The organism is Xanthomonas sontii (assembly GCF_040529055.1).
In the GTDB taxonomy this organism is placed as follows: Bacteria; Pseudomonadota; Gammaproteobacteria; order Xanthomonadales; family Xanthomonadaceae; genus Xanthomonas_A; species Xanthomonas_A sontii.
This window is the reverse complement of sequence record NZ_CP132342.1, coordinates 2,650,213-2,671,012: the sequence shown is the minus strand read 5'-3', so window position 1 is coordinate 2,671,012 and position 20,800 is coordinate 2,650,213. Positions and strand designations below refer to the sequence as shown.

Genomic DNA, 20,800 nt, shown 5'->3' with positions numbered 1-20,800 from the left:
GAATCCTCAATGCATCGCGAGCGGAGCGCCGCCCTTGGGCAGCGGCTTGAGCAGGAACGCCAGCGGGATCGTGCAGACCACGATCACCCCGAAGATCCAGAACAGATCGTTGTAGGTCATCACCAGGGCCTGCTGCTGCACCAGCCGCGCCAGTTGCGCCAGCGACTGCATCGCCGCGCCGGCGCCGGACACCGACTGCAGTTGCGCGGCGATGCCGTGCAGGTAGTCCTGCGCCAGCGGCGAATTGGCGGTGGTGCCGCTGCCGAGCATCTGCGTATGGAACACCATGCGCCGCTCCTGGAAGGTGGAGATCAGCGCCAGGCCGATCGAGCCGCCCATGTTGCGCGCGGCATTGAACAGGCCCGAGGCGTCGCCGGCCAGGTCCGGCGGCACCGAGGAGATCGCCGCCTGGTTGAGCGACATCATCGCCAGCGCCAGCCCGCAGCCCTGCAGCAGCTGCCCGGCCACGAAATGCATGCCCACCGACTCGGCGGTGAGGTGCATGTTGACGAAGCAGGCCGCGGCGAAGCAGCTCAACCCGCCGAGCACCAGCACGCGCACATCCACCGTGGTCAGCAGCTTGGGCATCATCGGCATCAGCAGCACCGTGGGGACGCCCGACAGCAGCACCACGTAGCCGGACTGCTCGGTGTTGTAGCCGGAGATCACCGCCAGGAACTGCGGGATCATGTACATGACCCCGAACAGGATCATGCCCACCGCCATCACCATCACGAACACCGCGCCGAAACTGCGTTGCAGCAGGATCGACAGGCGGATCACCGGCTGCCGGCTGAGGAATTGCGAGCCGACCAGAGCGATGAAGCCGACCAGCGACACCACGCTCAGCAGCACGATCTCGGTGGATTCGAACCAGCGCTCGCGCTGGCCTTCTTCCAGCACCACGGTCAGCGCGCCCAGTCCGGCGGTCAGGCCGAAGATGCCGAGCCAGTCGGCGTCAAGCAGCCCGCGCAGATACATGCGCTCATGCGGCAGCCCGAGCAGCAGCAGCGCCACCAGGCCGGCGCAGACCGGCACGTTGAGGAAGAACGCGTAGTGCCAGCTCACGTTCTCGGTGAGCCAGCCGCCCAGCAGCGGCCCGATCACCGGGCCCAGGATCACGGTCATGCCGAACAGCGCCGTGCCCAGGGTCTGCTGCGCTGGCGGCAGCCGCGTGGCGACGATGGTCAGCGCGGTGGGGATCAGCGCGCCGCCGGCGAAGCCCTGGCCGACCCGGCCGAGGATCATCATGGTCAGGCTGCTGGACAGCCCGCACACCACCGAGAAAAACGTGAAAAGCAGCGCGCAGATCAGCAGGAAGTTGCGCAGCCCCAGGGTGCGCACGAACCAGCCGGTCAGCGGGATCATCACGATCTCGGCGACCAGGTAGGAGGTCGAGATCCAGGTGCCTTCGGTGCCGCTGGCGCCAACCTCGCCCTGGATGGTCGGCAGTGCGGCGTTGACGATGGAGATGTCCAGCGTCGCCATGAACGAACCGATGGTGCCGGCGGCCACCGCCAGCCAGGCCCCGGTGTCGGCCTTGCCCGGCGCCTGCGTGCCAGCCGCCGCGGCCGCTTCGCTCACGGGGTGCGCCCGCGCGGGGCGACCGCATCCTGGCCCTGCGCGTCCTCTTCCTCCACGCGCTCCTTGGCATCCTTGGCGCTGCGCGTATCGACCGTCACCGTCACCGACATGCCCGGCACCAGCACCTTGCGCGCCTCGGCGCCGGCCTTGAGGCGGATGCGCACCGGCACCCGCTGCACCACCTTGGTGAAGTTGCCGGTGGCGTTCTCCGGCGGCAGCAGCGCGAACTGCGACCCGGTGCCCGGGGCGATGCTCTCGACCACGCCGTCCAGCTCCACCCCGGACAGCGCATCGACCTCGATCCGCGCCGGCTGCCCCGGCCGCATCAGCCCGACCTGGGTTTCCTTGAAGTTGGCGCTCAGGTACAGCGCGTCCACCGGCACCACGCTCATCAACCGGGTGCCGGCCGCGACGAACTGGCCGACCTGCACGGTCTTGTCGCCGATGCGACCGGCGATGCGCGCGGTCAGGCGGGTGTCCTCCACCGCCACCTGCGCCTGCGCGGCGTCGGCCTGCGCCTGCACCAGCCCGGCACGGGCCTGGTCGAGCTTGGCGCTGGTGCCCTGCACCTGGCTCTCCGCAGCGACGACCTGGGCCTTGGCCGCGTCGAACTGCGCCTGCGCGCGGTCGCGGTCGTGGACGATGCTTTCGTAGTGTTCGTGGGTGTCGGCGCCGGAGGCGGCCAACGGCCCGAAGCGCTTGGCCTCGCCCTGGGCGAAGCGCAGGCTGGCGGCGGCGGCAGTGACCTGGGTGCGCGCCTGCAGCAGGCTGGCGCGCTGCGCCTGCAGCCCGGCCTCGGCGGCAGCGATGTCGGCCTGGCGTACCGCGATCGCCGCCTGCGCCTGCTCCAGGGTGGCGCGGTAGGTGCGCGGGTCGATCTCCAGCAGCGGCTGCCCAGCGGTCACGCTCTGGTTGTCGCGCACATACACCGCGGTCACGTAGCCGTTGACCCGCGGCGCCACCGCCACCGTATCGGCCTGCAGATAGGCGTTGTTGGTTTCCTGCAGGTAGCGGCCGGTGGTGAGGTAATAGATCAGCCACACCACCAGGCCGATCACCACCAGCAGGCCGATCAGCAGCAGGGTCCATTTGACCTTGGGGTTCTTCAGCGGCGACGGCGTGTCGGACTTGCCGTCGTCGGCTTGGCCCTTGCCGTCATGGCCCGTGTCGTCCCGGGGCGAGCCGGACTGGCCCTGGCCGGCATGGGCGTCGCGCGCGGCGGCCTGCCGCGGCGCCTGTGAGGAGTCTGGGTCGTGGTTGCTCAAGTCGCTGATTCCTGGGGAGAGGAAGAACGTCGCCGGGTCGGAACGGCGACGCCACCAAACGGTAGCGTACGCCAGCCGGCGCATTATTTGTACCGGTGAGTACAGAGTGTGTGAGCATCACGTGGCGGTGGCGCTGCAGCGTCGCCGCGATAACGGACGCTGTGCGGCGCCCGCCCCGGCCGCTTGGGTCGAGGGAGCGATGTCCCCGGTCTCTCATCCCGATGGGGGGAGCGATGTATCGGGGGCGACCTTCACTCGCGCGACGAGGTGCGATCGGGACGGCCCGTCGCGACTGAAGCCGCTCCTGCGGGAGAGGGTGTTACTGGCTCCGATCTCAACCGGGAGAGCGTGCCGGCGCGGTGCCTGCGTGGACCGGCAAAAAACTCCAGGAGCGGCTTCAGCCGCCACGGGCGAAGACGCGATGCGTCCCAGGCAGCATCGCGTCGGGACTGAAGTCCCTCCCACAACAGCCGCTTACGCTCCCCCTGGTCGCTCGGGCAAGCGCAGCGCGATAGCGGTCCGGGGCAACCCGCAAAGCCTTACCCGGACCGAAACGCCGGCGGCTCAACGGCCGGTCTTGATCTCCGTCCACAGGCGGGTGTACAGCTTGTCCACTTCGGGCGGGTTGATCGAATAGGTGAACATCTTCGCGGCCACGTCCGGCGGCGGATAGATGGTGGGATCGTTGCGGATCGCCGCGTCCACCAGCGGGGTCGCCTGCGGCACCGGGTTGGCGTAGTGGATGAAGTCGGTATTGGCCGCGGCCACCTTGGGCGTCAGCAGGTAGTTGATGAACGCGTAGGCGTTCTCCGGATGCTTGGCGTCCTTGGGGATGGCCAGCATGTCGAACCACTGCGGCGCGCCTTCCTTGGGAATCGAATAGGCCACGTGCACGCCGTTCTTGGCTTCCTCGGCGCGGTCGCGGGCCTGGATGATGTCGCCGGACCAGCCCACCGCCAGGCAGGTGCTGCCGTTGGCCAGCGAGGTCACGTACTGCGAGGAGTGGAAGTTCTGCACGTAGGGGCGGATGCGCTTGATCAGCGCCGCGGCCTGCTCGATCTTGGCCGGGTCGGTGGTGTGCGGATCCTCGCCCAGGTAATGCAGCGCGATCGGGATCAGGTCCGAGGGCGTGTCCAGCAGGGTCACGCCGCAGTCCTTGAGCTTGGACAGGTTCTCCGGCTTGAACACCAGGTCCCAGCTGTTGGCGATGTCGGTGCTGCCGAACGCGGCCTTGACCTTGTCCACGTTGTAGCCGATGCCGGTGGTGCCGACCATGTACGGCACGCCGTACTTGTTGCCCGGATCCTGCTGCGCGATGCGCTGCATGATCTGCGGATCGAGATTGGCCAGGTTCGGGATCTTGCTCTTGTCCAGCGGCAGGAACACGCCGGCCTGGATCTGCCGGCCGAAGAAGTTCAGCGTCGGCACCACCACGTCGTAGCCGCTGCCGCCGGCCAGCAGCTTGGTCTCCACCATCTCGTCGCTGTCGAAGACGTCGTAGGTGACCTTGATCCCGCTCTGTTTCTCGAAGTCGGGAATCGTGTTCTCGGCGATGTAGTCCGAGTAGTTGTAGACGTTGAGGACCTTCGCCTCGCCCTGCCCCGCCTTGTCCGCGTCGCCGCCGGAGCCGCCGCAGCCGGCGAGCAGCGCCGTGGCCAGGGAAAGAGTGAGCAGTCGCAGCTTCATCGCAGGTCTCCGCGGGTCCGTGGGGGCAGGAATGGAAGGATCGGCGGCGCGTGCCGGATCCGGGATCGGGGCTCCAGACTACCCAGCGCCGGGCTATTTGCCCAGCGCCTGGGCCGTATCCTCCAGCGCCAGCCAGGCCTTGTCGAACAGTTCGTCGACCTGGGCACGGCTGAGGATCAGCGGCGGCGACAGCAACATCGCGTCGTTGGTGGCGCGCAGGATCAGGCCGCGGCGCAGCGCGTTGTCGCGGCACAATGCGCCGACCTTGCCGCGCTCGGGGAAGTACTGCCGGCGCGGCTTGTCCGGCACCAGTTCCAGCGCGCCGATCATGCCGACGATGCGCGCCTCGCCCACCAGCCGGTGCTCGCCCAGCTCGGCCCAGCGTTGCGCCAGGTACGGCGCGATCTCGCTGCGCGCGCGTTCGACGATGCCCTCGTCCTGCAGCAGGCGCAGGTTCTCCAGCGCCACTGCCGCGCACACCGGGTGCCCGGAATAGGTGCAGCCATGCGCCAACTCGCCGCCCTGCCCCTTCAGCACCGTGGCCACGCGCGTGCCGAACATGGCCGCGCCGAGCGGGATGTAGCCGGAGGTGATGCCCTTGGCGATGGTCATCACGTCCGGCTGGAAGCCGAAGTATTGCGACCCGAACCATTCGCCGGTGCGGCCGAAGCCGCAGATCACCTCGTCGGCGACCAGCAGCACGTCGTAGCGGCGGCAGATGCGCTCGATCTCCGGCCAGTAGCTGCGCGGCGGAATGTACACGCCGATCGCGCCCATGATCGGCTCGCCGATGAACGCGGCCACCCGCTCCGACCCCAGTTCCAGGATCTTGTCCTCCAGTCGCCGCGCGGCGAGCAGCCCGTATTCCTCCGGATCCATGTCGCCGCCGTCGCCGAACCAGTACGGCGGATCGATGTGGTGGATGTCCGGGATAGGCAGGCCGCCCTGGCGGTGCATGCCCTTCATCCCGCCTAGGCTGGCGCCGGCCATGGTGGTGCCGTGGTAGCCGTCGTGGCGGCCGATGAAGATGGTCTTCTGGGGCTGGTTCTGCACGGCCCAGAAGTGCCGCACCAGGCGCAGGATGGTGTCGTTGGCCTCGGAGCCGGAGTTGGTGAAGAAGGCATGGTCGAGGTCGCCGGGCGCCAGTTCGGCGAGCTTGGCGGCCAGGCGGATGGTGGGTTCGGTGGTGCACTGGAAGAAGCTGTTGTAGTACGCCAGCTGTTCCATCTGCCGCGCGGCGGCCTGGCCGAGTTCCTTGCGCCCGTAGCCGACGTTGACGCACCACAGGCCGGCGAAGGCATCCAGCAACTTGTTGCCGTCGGCATCCCAGACGTAGGCGCCATCGCCGCGGGTGAGGATGCGGGTGCCTTTCTGCGCCAGGGCGGCGTTGTCGTTGAACGGGTGCAGGTGGTGCGCGGCATCCAGGTCCTGCAGGGCGCGCGTATCGATCGGGTCCATGTCCACTCCAATGTCGGTACCAAGGCCGCTACCGCGGCCAAGCTTTGCTGTTGCTGTTGCTGTTGCTGTTGCTGTTGCGCTTGCTCTTGCTTTTGCTCTTGCTGTTGCCGTCGCTTTTGACTTGCCGGGTTCCCTTCCGTAGCGGCGGCCGTGCCGGGGAAAAACCCCGAAGGGGCGGCGCACATGGATGTGCGCCGTTCGCGGCAGGGGCAGGATGCCCCTTCCGCGAATCCCCAGCATGGACGCGGACCCGGAGCGCGTTAGCGCGGAGGGCGCGTAGGCAGGGTGTGCTTTCTTTTGGTTACTTTTCTTTGCACAAGCAAAGAAAAGTGACTCGCCGCAAGGCGAAAGCTTTGCTTTTGAGGATGCTTCCGCCATGGCCAAATGTAGGAGCGGCTTCAGCCGCGACCGAGGCGATCAGTCGTGTCTGTCGCGGCTGAAGCCGCTCCTACAGTTCTTCTCGTCTGACACTCAAGCTTGAAGCAACAGCAAAAGCTTTAAAGGCTTTCGCCCTTTCGGGCGAGTTACTTTTCTTTGCTCGCGCAAAGAAAAGGTAACCAAAAGAAAGCGCGCCCTGCCTTCGCGCCCTCCGCGCTGCGCGCTCCGGGTCCGCGTCCATCACGGGGATCCGCGGAAGGGGCATCCTGCCCCTGCCGCGGACGGCGTACATCCATGTACGCCGCCCTTCGGGTGTTTCCCCGCGATGGCCGCCGCTACGGAAGGGAACCCGGTAAATCAAAAGCCAAAAAGCAACAGCAGAAGCAACAGCAACAGATGAAGCGGGAGCAGAAGCAGAAGCGGAAGCGGAAGCGGAAGCGGAAGCGGAAGCGGCAAGATCGAAGCAGCGTCGAGGAGTACGAACAACTGCGCAGCAGCCCAACCACAACAGCCAACAGCAGCTCACACGTTCAACAACAAAAACTCCCGCTCCCACGAACTGATCACCCGGAAGAACGTCTCGTACTCCTTGCGCTTGACCGAAATGTACGCCCGCACGAAACGCGGCCCCAGCAACTCCTGCAACGGCCCGCACCGCTCCAGCTCGTCCAGCGCCTCGCCCAGCGAGCGCGGCAACTGATAGCCCATCTCCTTGCCGCTGCCGGTGGTCGGCTCGGTCGGTTCGAGCTTTTCGCGGATTCCGAGCAAGCCGCAGGCCAGCGTCGCCGCCATCGCCAGGTACGGATTGGCGTCGGAACCGGCGAAACGACTCTCCACGCGCATGTTCTCGATCGTGTCGATCGGCACGCGCAGGCCGCAGGTGCGGTTGTCGAAGCCCCACAGCACATTGCTCGGCGACACCTCGCCGAACATCAGCCTGCGGTAGGAATTGACGTTGGGCGCGAAGAACGCCATCGCCATCGGCACGTACTTCTGCAGGCCCGCCAGGTAATGGGCGAAGGTGCGGCTGTACTCGCCGGCGCGGCGGCCGCTGAAGACGTTCTTGCCGTGCTTGTCCACCAGGCTCTGGTGGATGTGCATCGCACTGCCCGGCTCGTTCTCCATCGGCTTGGCCAGGAAGGTGGCGTAGACGCCGTGGCGCAGCGCCGCCTCGCGCATGGTGCGCTTGAACAGGAACACCTGGTCGGCGCGCGACAGCGCGTCGTCGTGGGTGAAGTTGACCTCCAGCTGCGCCGCGCCGGATTCGTGGATCAGCGTGTCCACGTCCAGCTCCATCGCGTCGCAATAGTCGTACATCAGGTCCAGGATCGGATCGAACTCGTTGACCGCGTCGATCGAGTACGACTGCCGTGCCGTCTCCGGCCGACCCGAGCGGCCGGCAGGCGGCAGCAACGGAAAGTCCGGGTCGGTGTTCTTCTGCACCAGGAAGAACTCCAGCTCCGGCGCCACCACCGGCTTGCAGCCGATCGCCGCATACGCCTCCAGCACCCCGCGCAGCACGTTGCGCGGCGCCAGTTCGTGCGGCTGGCCTTCCTTGGTATAGCAATCGTGGATCACCTGCGCGGTGGGATCGGCGGCCCACGGCACCATGCGCACCGTGTCCGGGTCCGGGCGCAGCTGCATGTCCGAATCCGACGGCGAAGTCAGGTCGTAGTAGTCGTCCGGGTAGTCGCCGGTGACCGTGGTGGCGAAGATGCCCTCGGGCAGGCGCGTGCCGTAGTCGTGCGAGAACTTGGCGGCGGGAATGATCTTGCCGCGCGCGTTGCCGGTGATGTCCGGCACCAGGCACTCGACCTCGGTGATGTGGCGCTCCTTGAGCCAGCGCCGCAACGAGCTTTCCTGCTGTTCCGGGGTGTGCTTGCGCGATCGGGGTCGACTGGCCATGGGAATCAGCGCCTGCGGCTGGCCGCATAGTGGCGACAGGCGTCGCCGAAGGATTGGAAGATGCCGAGATAGAACGGGTCGTCGAGGACCCGCCACTCCGGATGCCATTGCACACCGAGCAGGAAACCGGGGCCGATGCCGCGGAAGGCCTCGATCAGCCCGTCCGGCGCCAGCGCCTCGACGATCAGGTCGCCGCCGAGCCGGGCCACGCCCTGGCCGTGCAGCGAGTTGACCCGCACCCGTCCGCGGCCAGCGATCTCCTCCAGCCAACCGCCTTCGCTCAGCGCCACCTCGTGCGCCGGCGCGTACTGCGCCTCCAGCGGCGCCTGCGGATCCTCGCGATGATCGGACAGCCCCGGCTGCGCATGCACCTTCTGGTGCAGGGTGCCGCCGAGGGCGACGTTGACTTCCTGGAAGCCGCGGCAGATCGCCAGGATCGGCAGGCCCAGCGAGATCGCCTGCGGAATCAGGTCCAGCGTGTTGGCGTCGCGCGCCGGGTCATGCAGGTTGCCGAGCCAGCTCGGCTCGTCGCTGTAATGGTGCGGCTCGATATTGCTGACCGCGCCGGTCAGCAGCAGGCCGTCGAGCCGCGTCAGCCAGGCGCGGGCGTCGACCGGGGGCTGCAGCGACGGCAGCAGCACCGGGGTCACCCCAGCGCCATCGACGGCGGCACGCAGATACTTTTCGCCCGCGGCCAGGAACGGATGGTGGCCGATGAGCTTGCGGTCGGTCGGCACGCCGACCAGGGGCGATACGGCCATGCGAAGAACTCGTGTGGCGTCCTCGCAAGTTACCGCGAGCGTTTTATTTTTACAACACGACACGCACTGGGACACGGCGCACAACGCACCTGCAGAGGCGCTGACCGGCCCGCACGATGCCGCAAAATCTCCTTCGTCATGCCGCAAAAGCGCAACACGACCAGCGTGCCGCGCGAGCGAGCGCCGGCACGTCGCCTCCTGTCGCTGTTGAGTATTCTTGACGCCATGGTGCTCTGCTAAGCTCGAAGCACTCCCGCCGTCCGCCGCGATGACCCGCATGCACGACGCTCCGCTGCTGCCCCCGGACGATGCCCAGACCCTGCAGCGTATCGCCGGCTGCGAGCAGATCGACCTGCTGCTGCCGGACTGCAACGGCCTGCTGCGCGGCAAGCGCATCGCCCGCGAGGCGTTGGACAAGGTCTACCGCGACGGGGTATGCCTGCCGATGTCGCTGATCGCCACCGACATCACCGGCAATACCGTCGAGGAAACCGGGCTGGGCTACGACATCGGCGACGAGGATCGGCTGTGCTTCCCGGTGCCGGGCAGTCTGCGGCCGGTGCCGTGGGCGCCGGTGCCGTCGGCGCAACTGCTGCTGGCGATGCAGGACGGCGCCGGCGGCGCGCTCGACTTCGCCCCGCGCCAGGTGCTGGCGCAGGTGCTGGCCCGCCTGCAGGCACGCGGGCTGACCCCGGTGATCGCGGTGGAACTGGAGTTCTACCTGTTCGACCCGCACGCCGACGCGCACGGCCGCCCGCAGCCGCCGCTGCACGCCCACAGCGGACTGCGCAACGACAGCACCCAGGTCTATTACATGCAGGAACTGGACGACCAGCGCGGCTTCACCGACGCGGTCGCGCAGGCTTGCCGCGCGCAGGGCATCCCGGCCGATACCGCGGTCGCCGAATACGCGCCCGGCCAGTTCGAGATCAACCTCAAGCACCGCGCCGATGCGCTGGCCGCCTGCGACGATGCGGTGCTGCTCAAGCGCGCGATCAAGGCGATCGCGCAGCAGCAGGGCCTGCTCGCCAGCTTCATGGCCAAGCCGTTCGCCGCGCAATCCGGCAGCGGTCTGCACGTGCACGTGAGCCTGCTCGACGATGCCGGCCACAACGTGTTCGCTTGCACCCCGCAGGTGCCGGCCGCGCCGCTGCGCCATGCCATCGGCGGATTGCAGCACAGCGCCGAGGACTGCCTGCTGCTGTTCGCCCCGCACGCCAACAGCTACCGGCGCTTCGTCGCGAATGCCTTCGTCCCGCTCAACGACAGCTGGGGCTTCAACAACCGCACCGTGGCGATGCGGGTGCCGCACAGCGACCCGGCCAACACCCGCATCGAACACCGCATCGCCGGCGCCGACGCCAATCCCTACCTGGTCGTCGCGGCGGTGCTGGCCGGCATCGAACACGGCCTGGCGCAGGGCCTAGACCCCGGCCCGCCGACCCAGGGCAACGCCTACGCGCAACACGCCGCACGCGAACCGGACTGGCGCAGCGCGATCGCCCGCTTCCTGGACAGCGACTTCGCCGCCACGGCGTTCGGCACGCACTTCCGGCATATCTACGGCCAGCAGAAGCGCCGCGAGCTGCTGGACTTCCAGGCGCAGGTCAGCGATGTGGACTATCGCTGGTATTTGCGCACGGTTTGAAGGCCGGGAATCGGGAATGGAGAAACGGGAATCGAAAGCAGCGAGCGCGAAAGCGTCTGGAGCCCAGGACATGGTGCGCCTGGGCCATCACTGCAGTTCGCCGCCATGACCGGCGCTTCCCCCATTCCCCATTCCCGAGTCCCCATTCCCGGCGCGTCCTGGTACCTCGACAGCGCCGCGCCGTTCCCGAAACAGGAACCATTACGAGGCCAGGTGCGCGCCGACGTGTGCATCCTCGGCGCCGGCTATACCGGGCTGAGTGCGGCGCTGGCCCTGGCCGAGGCCGGGTATCGGGTGGTGGTGCTGGAGGCGCAGCGGGTCGGCTGGGGTGCGTCCGGGCGTAACGGCGGCCAGGCCATCGTCGGCTACGGCTGCGAGCAGCACACCCTGGAAGCCCTGCTCGGCCAGGACGATGCACGACTGCTGTTCGACTTCTCCCGCGACGGCATGCAGTTGCTGCGTACCCGCATCGCCCGCCATGGCATCGCCTGCGACTGGCGCGACGGCCATGCGCACGTGGCGATCAAGCCGCGGCAGGAACGCGCGCTGCGCGCCGGCATCATCGAGATGGCGCAGCGCTACGACTATCCGCTGCAATGGTGGGACCGCGCGCAGTTGCAGTCGCAGTTGCGCAGCCCTCGCTACCTGGGCGCGATGTACGACGCGGCCAGCGGCCACCTGCATCCGCTGGACTACGCGCGTGGCCTGGCGCGGGCGGCGCTGGCGGCCGGGGTGCGCATTTACGAGCAGACGCCGGTCACGCAACTGGTGCGCGGCGCGCGACCGATTCTGCGCAGCGCGCACGGCGAGGTCGAGGGCGAGTTCGCCATCCTCGCCGGCAATGCCTGGCTGCGCGGCATCGCCCCGGAGCTGGAATCGCGGATCATGCCGGTCGGCACCTACATCGGCGCCAGTGCGCCGCTGGGCGAGGCGCTGGCCCGCGAACTGATCGGCAACGACATGGCGGTGGCCGACGTCAACTGGGCGCTGGACTACTTCCGCCTCAGCCGCGACCACCGGCTGCTGTTCGGCGGCCGCGCCAGCTATTCGTCGCTGCCGCCGCCCGGCCTGCGCGGGGTGATGACCCGGCGCATGCGCCGGGTGTTCCCGCAACTGCGCCAGGTCGAGATGGACTCGGTGTGGGGCGGCTACGTCGACATCACCCGCAACCGCGCCCCGCATTGGGGCCGGCTGACCCCGAACGTGTACTTCGCCCAGGGCTTCTCCGGCCATGGAGTGGCCGCCACCGGCCTGGCCGGCGCGGTCATCGCTGCGGCGATCGCCGGGCAGGCGCAGCGGCTGGACGTGTTCGCACGGATCCCGCACGCGCCCTTCCCCGGCGGCCGCCTGCTGCGCACGCCGCTGCTGGTGGCGGCGATGTCCTGGTACAAGCTGCGCGACGCGCTCTGGTAGCCAGCGACGCACCCACGCCGCCCTCAAGTTTGCGCGCGCACGGCCGCTAACCGGGTTCCATTCCTGGATTGCCGCCCGCGAGGCATGCATGTCGCACCCGTTGTCGATCGCCCCGATCGCCCCCGACGGCAGCCCCGCACAGCAGCGCATCCTGCTGGTGGAAAACTCGCGCACCTTCACCGACCTGCTGCGCGCGGCGATCGAGCAACGGGTCGAACTGCCGGTCGTGGTGGTCTCCACCCTGGCCGAGGCCGCCGCCGCCCTGGATGACGGCGGCCCCTGGTTCCTGGCGCTGACCGGGCTGGTGCTGGCCGACGGCGACCGCGACACCGTCGTGGACTTCTTCGTCGCGCGCGGGCTGCCCACCGTGGTGGTCAGCGGGGTCTACGACGAGAGCCTGCGCAAGCGCATCCTGACCCAGCAGATCATCGACTTCGTCCTGAAGAACGCGCCGGACAGCATCGACTACCTGGCCTGGCTGGTGCAGCGACTGGCGCGCAACCGGTCCATCACCGCGCTGGTGGTGGACGACTCGCCGTCGGCGCGCGCCTACGCCGCCTCCCTGCTGTCGATGTACGGCTACCGCGTGGTCGAGGCCGCCGACGGCGCCGCCGGGCTGCGCGCGATCGAGGCCAATCCGTCCATCCGCCTGGCGGTGGTGGACCAGGAAATGCCGGGCATGGAAGGCGTGGAATTCACCCGCCGGCTGCGCGCATTGCGCGCGCGCGACATGCTGGCGGTGATCGGCCTGTCCGGCAACAACGACCCGTCGCTGGTACCGCGCTTCCTCAAGAACGGCGCCAACGACTTCCTGCGCAAGCCCTTCTCGCGCGAGGAGTTCTTCTGCCGGGTCTCGCAGAACGTGGATCAGCTGGAGCTGATCGGCACCCTGCAGGACCTGGCGACACGCGACTTCCTCACCAGCCTGCCCAACCGCCGGCACTTCCTCGAACAGAGCCAGCGCGTGCTGGCGAAGTGGCTGGCGCGGCAGGAGCCGGTCTGCGTGGCGATGCTCGACATCGACCATTTCAAGCACATCAACGACACCTTCGGCCACGAGGCCGGCGACGAAGCGCTGCGCGCGGTGGCGGCGACCCTGGCCGCGCACGCGCGCCCGCAGGACATGGTGGCGCGCTTCGGCGGCGAGGAATTCTGCATGTTGGTGCCGGGCCTGGCCCCCGCCGCGGCCGCCGATTACTTCGAAACCCTGCGCGCGCGCATCGCCGACCTCGTGATTCCGCTGGGCACGCAGACCCTGCGTCTCACCATCAGCATTGGCGTCAGCAGCAGCGGTCCGCAGCGGCAGACCCTGCATCCGCTGCTGACCGAGGCCGACAAGTACCTGTACCTGGCCAAGGCCGGCGGCCGCAACCGGGTCGAACACGCGCCGCCGGCGGAGCCGGCGCTCAGCGACGCGGCCGCCTGATCGCCAGCAGGGCCAGCAAGGTCAGCAGCGCCGCCGCGCTGAGGTAGTAGCCCACCCACGGCAGGCCGTAGTGCGTGGCCAGCCACACCGCCACGTACGGCGCCGGCGCCGCGCCGACGATGCCGGCCAGGTTGAACGCCAGCGAGGCGCCGGTGTAGCGCACCGGCACCGGATACAGTTCGGCCAGCAGCGTGCCGCAGGGGCCGTAGGTCAGGCCCATGAAGAAGAATCCCAGCGCCAGGAAGCCCAGCACCTGCCAGGGCTGCCCGGCCTGGAACAGCGGCGCGAAGAACAGCCCGAACGCGACGATGGCCACGCTGGCCACCAGCATCGCCGGGCGCGTGCCGCGACGGTCGCCGTACCAGGCCGACAACGGGATGCCGGCGGCGAAGAACAGGATGCCGACCATCTGCAGCAGCAGGAACTGCTCGCGGCTGTAGTGCAGCGTGGTGGTGCCGTAGCCCAGCGCGAACACCGTCATCAGATAGAACAGCACGAAGGTCGCCAGCACCGCGAACGTGCCCAGCGCCGTCGCGCCGACGTGCCGCGACAGCACCGTCTGCATCGGCAGGCGCACGCGCTCGTTGCGGTCCAGGGCGCGCTGGAAGTCCGGGGTCTCGTGGATGCGCAGGCGCACCCACAGCCCGGTGATCACCAGCAGGGCGCTGGCGACGAACGGAATGCGCCAGCCCCAGCGCAGGAACTGCGCCTCGTCCAGCAGCGCGCCCAGCAGCAGGAAGATGCCCGAACACAGCAGGAAGCCCAGCGGCGCGCCCAGCTGCGGGAACATGCCGTACCAGGCGCGCTTGCCCGGCGGCGCGTTCTCGGTGGCCAGCAGCACCGCCCCGCCCCACTCCCCGCCCAAGCCCAGGCCCTGGCCGAAGCGACACAGCACCAGCAGCGCCGGCGCCCACAGGCCGATCCGGTCGTAGCCGGGGAGCAGGCCGATCAGCACGGTGGACAGGCCCATGGTCAGCAGCGCCGCGACCAGGGTGGCCTTGCGGCCGATGCGGTCGCCGAAATGGCCGAACAGCGCCGATCCCAGCGGCCGCGCGACGAAGGCCACGGCGAAGGTCGCCAGCGACTGCAACTGCGCCGCATCGGCATCGCCTTCGGGGAAGAACAGCTTGGGGAACACCAGCACCGCAGCGGTGGCGTAGATGTAGAAGTCGAAGAACTCGATGGTGGTGCCGACCAGGCTGGCCAGCAGCACGCGACGCGGCGAGTTGACGGGCGGAACGGGAGACGCGGCAACGGTCATGGAGGCGACATCGACAGGCAATCGGCCGATTCTGGCAGATCGGCGCCGAGGCGACGCGCTTGGTTGCGCAGGCAACGATCGCCGGCGCGGCGCATCACCCCACGCAGGCCCGCGCGCGACCGCCCTGCTTGGCCAGATACAACTGCGCGTCGGCTTGCGCCAGCAGTTGTGCGGCGCTGGCGTCCGCCTGGGGGACCGCCACCGCGCCGCCCAGGCTGATGCTCACGCAGGGCCCCACCAGCGAGGCGTCGTGCGCCAGCTGCAGCTCGGCGACCCGCTGCAGCATGCGCTGCGCCACTTCGCGCACGCCGTCGGCATCGCTGCCCGGCAGCAACGCCACGAACTCCTCGCCGCCATAGCGGGCCAGCAGATCGTGCGGACGCAGCACGCAACCGGCCAGCGCCTGGGCGACGGCGCGCAGGCAGCCATCGCCGAGCTGATGACCATAGTGATCGTTGTAGCGCTTGAAGTAGTCCACGTCGATCATCAGCGCCCCGCAGGGCTTGCCTTCGCGCAGGCAGGCCTGCCAGTGCGTGGCCAGGGCGTCGTCGAAACGGCGGCGATTGGCCACCCCGGTCAGCCCATCCAGCAACGCGACTTCGCGCAGCAGGTCGCTCTGCAGCTTCATGATCAGATGGTTCTGCACCCGCGCCCGCACTACCACCGGCTGCACCGGCTTGCTGATGAAATCGGCGCCGCCGGCTTCCAGCGCGGCGACCTCGTCCTCCGGCGCATCCTGCCCGGTGACGAACACCACCGGGATGTCCGCGGTCGCCGGGTCGGCCTTGAGCCGGCGGCAGACCTGCAGGCCGTCCAGCTCCGGCATCATCACGTCCAGCAGCACCAGGTCCGGCGGCTGCTGCTGGCACAAGGCCAGTGCACGCGTGCCATCCAGCGCCATGCTGACCTCGCAGGCGTCGCGCAGCAGTTCGTGCAGCGCGTGGATGTTGATCGGCTGGTCGTCCACGATCAGCACGCGCGGGCGCCGTCCCTGCGGGGCGAGGCGTCGGTAGGCAGCGAAATCGCTCATCGGGAAGCGGTCTCCAACAAGTTGTTCAACGTGACAAGGGCGTCGTCGAAGCGCAGCGTCTGTACCTGCTCGCGCAGGCGCAGCGCGTCGCCGGCCTGGGCGCCGGCGATGGCCGGCGGGGCCTGCTCCAGCAGGGTCAATGCGGCCAGGTCGGACTGGCGCAGCAGCGGCTCCAGCGCGCGCAACCACGGCAGCATGGCGTCTTCGGGCATGGCGTCCATACCGGCAGGTGGCGCGGGTGCGCGCAGCGGCGCGGCCGCGGTGCGCAGCGCCTCCAGATCCTGCGCGGCCGCCGCGCGCAGCGCCGCCAGCGTCGCCGCGACGTCGGGCAGGCGTCCGCCGCGGGCGTCCTGCTCCACCACGGCAGCGGCCTGCGCCAGGGTGGCGGCGCCCAGCGTCGCGGCGCTGCCTTTCAAAGCGTGTGCGGCATCGGCACTGGCACCGGCATCGCCATGCCGCAAGGCCGTCTCGACCCGCTGCAGCAGCGTGCGGTGCTCCTCGGCGAAGGCGTCCAGCATGCGCACGAACAGGCCGGCGTTGTTGCCGAACCGCGCCAGGATCGCATCGAGCGCAGCCGGCGCCGCCGGCTCGGGCGGCGCCGGCTGCGGGGCCACCGATGCCGGCGCGGCGGTGCGGCCACTCAGGCGCAGCAGCGCCTCCACCATCTGTTCCAGATCGATCGGCTTGCCGATATGCGCATCCATGCCCGCCGCCAGGCAGGCGTCGACGTCGTCCTGCGCCGCATTGGCGGTCATCGCCAGGATCGGCAATCGCGCGAAACGCGCGTCGGCACGGATGCGCCGGGTCGCCTCCAGGCCATCCACGCGCGGCATCTGCATGTCCATCACCACCACGTCGAAGACCTGGCCGCTGTCGCGCACGCACTGCACGCCCGACAGGCCGTCCTCGGCCAGCGCCACCTGCGCGCCCTCGGCGCACAGCAATTCCTCGGCCACCTGCCGGTTCAGCGCATTGTCCTCGACCACCAGCACGCGCAGCCCGGGCAGACGCGCCACGCGCTGCGACACCGGCACTGGCGCAGCGATCCTGGCACCCCCGCTCCAGGCCCGCTCCAGGGCTTCGATCACCTGGCACGGCGTCACCGGCTTGACCAGGTGATCGGCGAACGGCGGCGACACGTGGCGCTGCGTCTGGCCCAGCAGTTCGCTCTGGTAGGCGGTCAGCATCAGCACCAACGGCGGCGCGGCGCACATCGCGCGCAGTTGCGCCGCCGCGGTGACGCCGTCGATGCCGGGCAGGCGCCAATCCATCAACGCGGCGTCGAAGCGTGCGCCCTCGCGCTCGGCCGCGATCGCGCGCGCCACCGCGTCCTCGCCGCTGGCGACGCCCTCCACCTGCCAGCCGCAGGCGCCCAGCGCGTCGGTCAGCACTTCGCGCACCAGCGCACTGTCGTCGACCACCAGCACATGCCGCGGGCGCGCGCAGCCGCATCCAGCCGCCGCCTCGCCGTTGGCATCCAGCATCAGCGGCAGATCGAACCAGAACCGGCTGCCCTCGCCGAGCACGCTGTGCACCTGCAGCTCGCCGCCCATCATGCCGATCAGGCGCCGGCTGATCACCAGGCCCAGGCCACTGCCGCCGAAGCGGCGGCTGATCGAGGCCTCGGCCTGGGTGAAGCTGTGGAAGATGCGCTGTTGCTGCTCGGCACTGATGCCGATGCCGGTGTCCTCCACGATCATCCGCAGGGTCACCGCCTGCGCCTGCCGCTGCAGCAGTTCAACGCGCAAGCGCACATGCCCGTGCTCGGTGAACTTGAGCGCGTTGCCGGCCAGGTTGATCAGCACCTGCTGCAGGCGCAGCGCATCGCCGATCACGCGATCAGGGATACCGCGGTCGAGCTGGTACACGATCTCCACTTCCGGCCGCTGGTGATTGCCGGCCAGCACCACCGCCAGGTCGCGCAGCAACTCCTCGATGCGGAACGGATGCAGGTCCAGCTGCAGCTTGCCGGCCTCAATCTTGGAGTAGTCGAGGATGTCGTTGAGCAGGCTCAGCAGCGACTTGCCGGCCTTCTGCGCCTTGCCCACGTAATCGTCCTGGCGCGCATCCAGCGCGGTGCGCTGCAGCAGTTGCAGCATGCCCAGCACCGCGTTCATCGGCGTGCGGATCTCGTGGCTCATGTTGGCCAGGAACGAGGATTTGGCCTGGCTGGCCTCGTCGGCGCGCGCCTTGGCCTGGCGCAGGTCCTGCTCGGCCTGCAGTTGCGCGCTGATGTCGCGGTTGATGCCGATGACCCGGGTGACCCGCCCCTGCGCGTCGCGTTCGGTGTGCGCGCCGGCCTGGATATGCCGCAGGCCGCCGTCGCTGCGCTGCACCCGGAACACCGGGTCGTAGACCGTCCCCCGCTCCATCGCAGCCTGCAGGCTGGCCTCGGATATGGCGATATCGTCCGGGTGCACCTTCACCCGCCAATCGGAATAACGCAAGCCGCGTTCGCGCAAGGCCGCGGGCCACTCGTACAGGTCGTACATGCGCTCGTTGCATTCCAGCGCGTCGTCGCCCGGGGTCCAGGTCCAGATGCCGAGTTCGGCGGCATCGGCGGCCATCGCCAGCTGGTCGTGCGCGCGGGTCAGCGCCTGCCGCTGGCGATTGCGCTCGGTGATGTCGGCGATGACGCCGACCAGCAGGCATTCGCCGTCGATCCACATCGTACCGAGGCTGATCTCGATCGCGAACGCGTCGCCGTTCTTGCGCAGCGCCTGCAGTTCGCGGGCGCTGTCGACGCGCTCCGGCCACGCGCCTGCCGGCGGCACGTCGGCCGCCATCGCCGCGTGCAGGCTGGGCGCCACCTCGGGCATCAGCCGGCTGACGTCCTCGCCGACCAGTTCGTCGGCGCCATAGCCGAACACGCGTTCGCCGGCGCGGTTGACCGAGCGCACCTTGCCGCGCGCGTCGAAGGTGATGATGGGGTTGACCGCGGTGTCCAGGATCGCCTGGGTCAGGGCCATGCTGCGCGCCAGCGAGCGCTCGGCCGCCTGCCGTTCGCTGATGTCCAGGGCGATGCCCAGGTAGCCGGAGAGTTCGCCCTGTCCGGTGCGGATCGCCGTGACCACCAGGCTCACCTGGCGGGTCGTGCCGTCGCGGCGCACATACGTCCACTCGCGGATTTCGGCACCATCGCGCTCGGCCTTCTCCACGAACACACGGAAACCTTCCACCGGATGCCCCAGCTCGGCGGCCAGCATCGCGCCGCGGGCGGCCACCTCCTCGGCCAGGTGGAACGTGCCGGGCGTCAGCGTGCCGACCACGTCCTCGCGGCGGTAACCGAGCAGGCGCTCGGCGCCGGTGTTGAACAGGGTGATGGTACCGTCGCGGTCGGTGGCGATGATCGACACTTCCGAGGCGGCGCTCAGCACGCCTTCGAGCATCGCGGTGCTGCGGCTCAACTCGGCGGTCCGCGCCGCCACCTGGCTTTCCAGGGTCGCGTTCAAGGCCAGGATCTGCGCCCGCGCGGCCTTTTGCTCGGAGATGTCGCGCACCGTCTTGGACGCGCCGATCGGCCGGCCTTCGGCGTTGTAGATCGGCGATACGCTGACCAGCACGTCCAGCAGGCGTCCGTCGGCATGCCGGCGCACGGTTTCGAAGTACGGCACCTCCTCGCCGCGTCCGATCCGCCGCAGCACCGATTCTTCCTCGTGCATCAGGTCCGACGGCACGATCAACTCGCCCAGCCGCCGCCCTATCGCCTCGGCCTCGCTGAAGCCGAACAGCTGTTCGGCGGCCCGATTCCAACTGGTGACCACGCCCTCGAGCGTCTTGCCGATGATGCCGTCGGCAGAGCTTTGCACAACGGCGACCAGGTTCGCCTGGTCGCGGGCGATCTGCCGGCGCCGCAAATGGTTGCTGCACAGCGCGAACGCCAGCGCCGCCGCCAGCACGCTGAGCAGCGCACCGCCGAGTAGGACGGCGCGCACCGACCACGGCGCGCTGGCGGCCACGAACGCGGGCCCGGCAACCACGCGCATCTGCCAGTGCCGCCCCATCACCTCGCGCCGCAGCACGACCTGCGGCGCCTGCGCCGAAGTGGGCTGAACGACATTGCGATAGAACGCAGTCGCCTCGACGTCGCCTCCCTCATCGCTCAGGGTCAGTTCGACCCGCTCAGAATCCAGATTCAGCGCGTGCATCACCTGCGACATCAACAGCGGCACATAGGTCCAGCCGACCAGTTCGCGCTGACGCTGTGCCGCGGTCGACGGCGTCGCGGCGCTGCGATACACCGGCAGCAGCAACAGGAACGCCTGCGCCCGCTGCGCGCCGGCCTGCACCAGCGTGATCGGCCCGGTCAAGCGCGATTCTCCGCTCAGCGCCGCCGCCAAGGCCGCGCGGCGCCGCGAAGGCTCCGAGGCGATATCCAGACCCAGCGCGGCGGCGTTATCGCTCACCGGCTCGATGTACTGGATGACGAAGCGATCTCCGCTGTGCGGCGTCAATTGCCGGATGCGGAAGTCCGCACGACCCAGTGCCCGCTCGGTGGCGACGAAGCGCTCCTGGTCGGCCTGCGCGACGCGGCGGATGAAGCCGAAGCCACGCGCGCCCGGAAACTCGCGGCGTATGTCACGGCTCTGGCTGTAGCGCAGCACCTGCTCGCCATGCAACGCATCGCCGGCAGTTATGACCATGCCGCGCATACCGCGCAAGCCATGGTCATAGTTGGCCAGTCCCTCTTCGATACGGGCGAAGACGGCGCGTGCCTTGCCATCCAGTTGCGCCTGCACATGCCGCGCATTGGCCCGCTGCAGTTGCAAGGCCACGACCGCGGTGATCGCCATGCCGATCAGCAGGGTCGCCAACGACCAGTAGAACGGACTGCGCTTGAACGGCAACGGGGACATGGTCACGCCCCTCCCTGGAGCGCTGTGTCGATGGATCGGGTAATGCACCCGTGGTCGCAGCGCCAGTGGCCGGCCTGGCGGGCATGGCGCGCCAGCGGCGCTGCGTGATCGCCTCATCGGCACGGCGCT

General features: G+C 69.1%; 12 protein-coding genes. 3 read left to right on the top strand and 9 right to left on the bottom strand.

All coding sequences use genetic code 11. The features are described 5' to 3' along the window. Positions 1-6: 6 nt before the first annotated feature. From RAB70_RS11200 to RAB70_RS11175, 6 genes are all read right to left on the bottom strand, one after another. Entirely contained in the window at positions 7-1,584 is a 1,578-nt protein-coding gene (locus RAB70_RS11200; protein ID WP_148828095.1) for a DHA2 family efflux MFS transporter permease subunit, read from the bottom strand. Further along, positions 1,581-2,849, bottom strand: a complete 1,269-nt coding sequence (locus RAB70_RS11195; RefSeq protein ID WP_148828094.1) for an HlyD family secretion protein — start codon at positions 2,847-2,849, stop codon at positions 1,581-1,583. The genes RAB70_RS11200 and RAB70_RS11195 overlap by 4 nt, the downstream gene beginning before the upstream one ends. Positions 2,850-3,413: 564 nt before the next feature. Continuing rightward, entirely contained in the window at positions 3,414-4,535 is a 1,122-nt protein-coding gene (locus tag RAB70_RS11190; protein ID WP_148828093.1) for a polyamine ABC transporter substrate-binding protein, read from the bottom strand. A gap of 93 nt (positions 4,536-4,628) precedes the next feature. Beyond that, complete coding sequence (locus RAB70_RS11185) at positions 4,629-5,993, bottom strand: aspartate aminotransferase family protein (RefSeq protein ID WP_148828092.1); 1,365 nt, start codon at positions 5,991-5,993, stop codon at positions 4,629-4,631. A gap of 900 nt (positions 5,994-6,893) precedes the next feature. Continuing rightward, positions 6,894-8,276: a glutamine synthetase family protein gene (locus RAB70_RS11180; protein WP_017911359.1), complete on the bottom strand. Its 1,383-nt coding sequence runs from the start codon at positions 8,274-8,276 to the stop codon at positions 6,894-6,896. Between the two features lie 5 nt (positions 8,277-8,281). After that, complete coding sequence (locus tag RAB70_RS11175) at positions 8,282-9,037, bottom strand: gamma-glutamyl-gamma-aminobutyrate hydrolase family protein (RefSeq protein ID WP_017908480.1); 756 nt, start codon at positions 9,035-9,037, stop codon at positions 8,282-8,284. Between the two features lie 268 nt (positions 9,038-9,305). Here RAB70_RS11175 and RAB70_RS11170 point away from each other — a divergent pair, with 268 nt between their 5' ends. The 3 genes from RAB70_RS11170 (at position 9,306) to RAB70_RS11160 (ending at position 13,524) form a co-directional block, all read left to right on the top strand. Further along, positions 9,306-10,685, top strand: a complete 1,380-nt coding sequence (locus RAB70_RS11170; RefSeq protein WP_148828090.1) for a glutamine synthetase family protein — start codon at positions 9,306-9,308, stop codon at positions 10,683-10,685. A gap of 105 nt (positions 10,686-10,790) precedes the next feature. After that, entirely contained in the window at positions 10,791-12,098 is a 1,308-nt protein-coding gene (locus RAB70_RS11165) for an FAD-binding oxidoreductase (protein WP_148828089.1), read from the top strand. A gap of 88 nt (positions 12,099-12,186) precedes the next feature. Then, entirely contained in the window at positions 12,187-13,524 is a 1,338-nt protein-coding gene (locus RAB70_RS11160; protein WP_017911362.1) for a diguanylate cyclase, read from the top strand. On the opposite strand, the gene RAB70_RS11155 is transcribed toward RAB70_RS11160, so the two are convergent. From RAB70_RS11155 to RAB70_RS11145, 3 genes are all read right to left on the bottom strand, one after another. After that, entirely contained in the window at positions 13,505-14,785 is a 1,281-nt protein-coding gene (locus RAB70_RS11155; RefSeq protein ID WP_026143566.1) for an MFS transporter, read from the bottom strand. The genes RAB70_RS11160 and RAB70_RS11155 overlap by 20 nt on opposite strands. A gap of 94 nt (positions 14,786-14,879) precedes the next feature. Further along, entirely contained in the window at positions 14,880-15,815 is a 936-nt protein-coding gene (locus RAB70_RS11150; protein ID WP_148828088.1) for a diguanylate cyclase domain-containing protein, read from the bottom strand. After that, positions 15,812-20,671 carry a PAS domain S-box protein gene (locus RAB70_RS11145; RefSeq protein ID WP_148828087.1) on the bottom strand — a complete coding sequence of 1,620 codons (4,860 nt, stop codon included), beginning with the start codon at positions 20,669-20,671 and terminating at the stop codon, positions 15,812-15,814. The genes RAB70_RS11150 and RAB70_RS11145 overlap by 4 nt, the downstream gene beginning before the upstream one ends. Positions 20,672-20,800 lie beyond the last annotated feature (129 nt).

Bases quoted from the DNA above. Each gene is read 5' to 3' on its own strand.
- RAB70_RS11175 (WP_017908480.1), bottom strand. From the start codon at position 9,037: ATGGCCGTATCGCCCCTGGTCGGCGTGCCGACCGACCGCAAGCTCATC.
- RAB70_RS11165 (WP_148828089.1), top strand. From the start codon at position 10,791: ATGACCGGCGCTTCCCCCATTCCCCATTCCCGAGTCCCCATTCCCGGC.
- RAB70_RS11190 (WP_148828093.1), bottom strand. From the start codon at position 4,535: ATGAAGCTGCGACTGCTCACTCTTTCCCTGGCCACGGCGCTGCTCGCC.
- RAB70_RS11155 (WP_026143566.1), bottom strand. From the start codon at position 14,785: ATGACCGTTGCCGCGTCTCCCGTTCCGCCCGTCAACTCGCCGCGTCGC.
- RAB70_RS11180 (WP_017911359.1), bottom strand. From the start codon at position 8,276: ATGGCCAGTCGACCCCGATCGCGCAAGCACACCCCGGAACAGCAGGAA.
- RAB70_RS11170 (WP_148828090.1), top strand. From the start codon at position 9,306: ATGACCCGCATGCACGACGCTCCGCTGCTGCCCCCGGACGATGCCCAG.
- RAB70_RS11150 (WP_148828088.1), bottom strand. From the start codon at position 15,815: ATGAGCGATTTCGCTGCCTACCGACGCCTCGCCCCGCAGGGACGGCGC.
- RAB70_RS11160 (WP_017911362.1), top strand. From the start codon at position 12,187: ATGTCGCACCCGTTGTCGATCGCCCCGATCGCCCCCGACGGCAGCCCC.
- RAB70_RS11145 (WP_148828087.1), bottom strand. From the start codon at position 20,671: ATGTCCCCGTTGCCGTTCAAGCGCAGTCCGTTCTACTGGTCGTTGGCG.
- RAB70_RS11185 (WP_148828092.1), bottom strand. From the start codon at position 5,993: ATGGACCCGATCGATACGCGCGCCCTGCAGGACCTGGATGCCGCGCAC.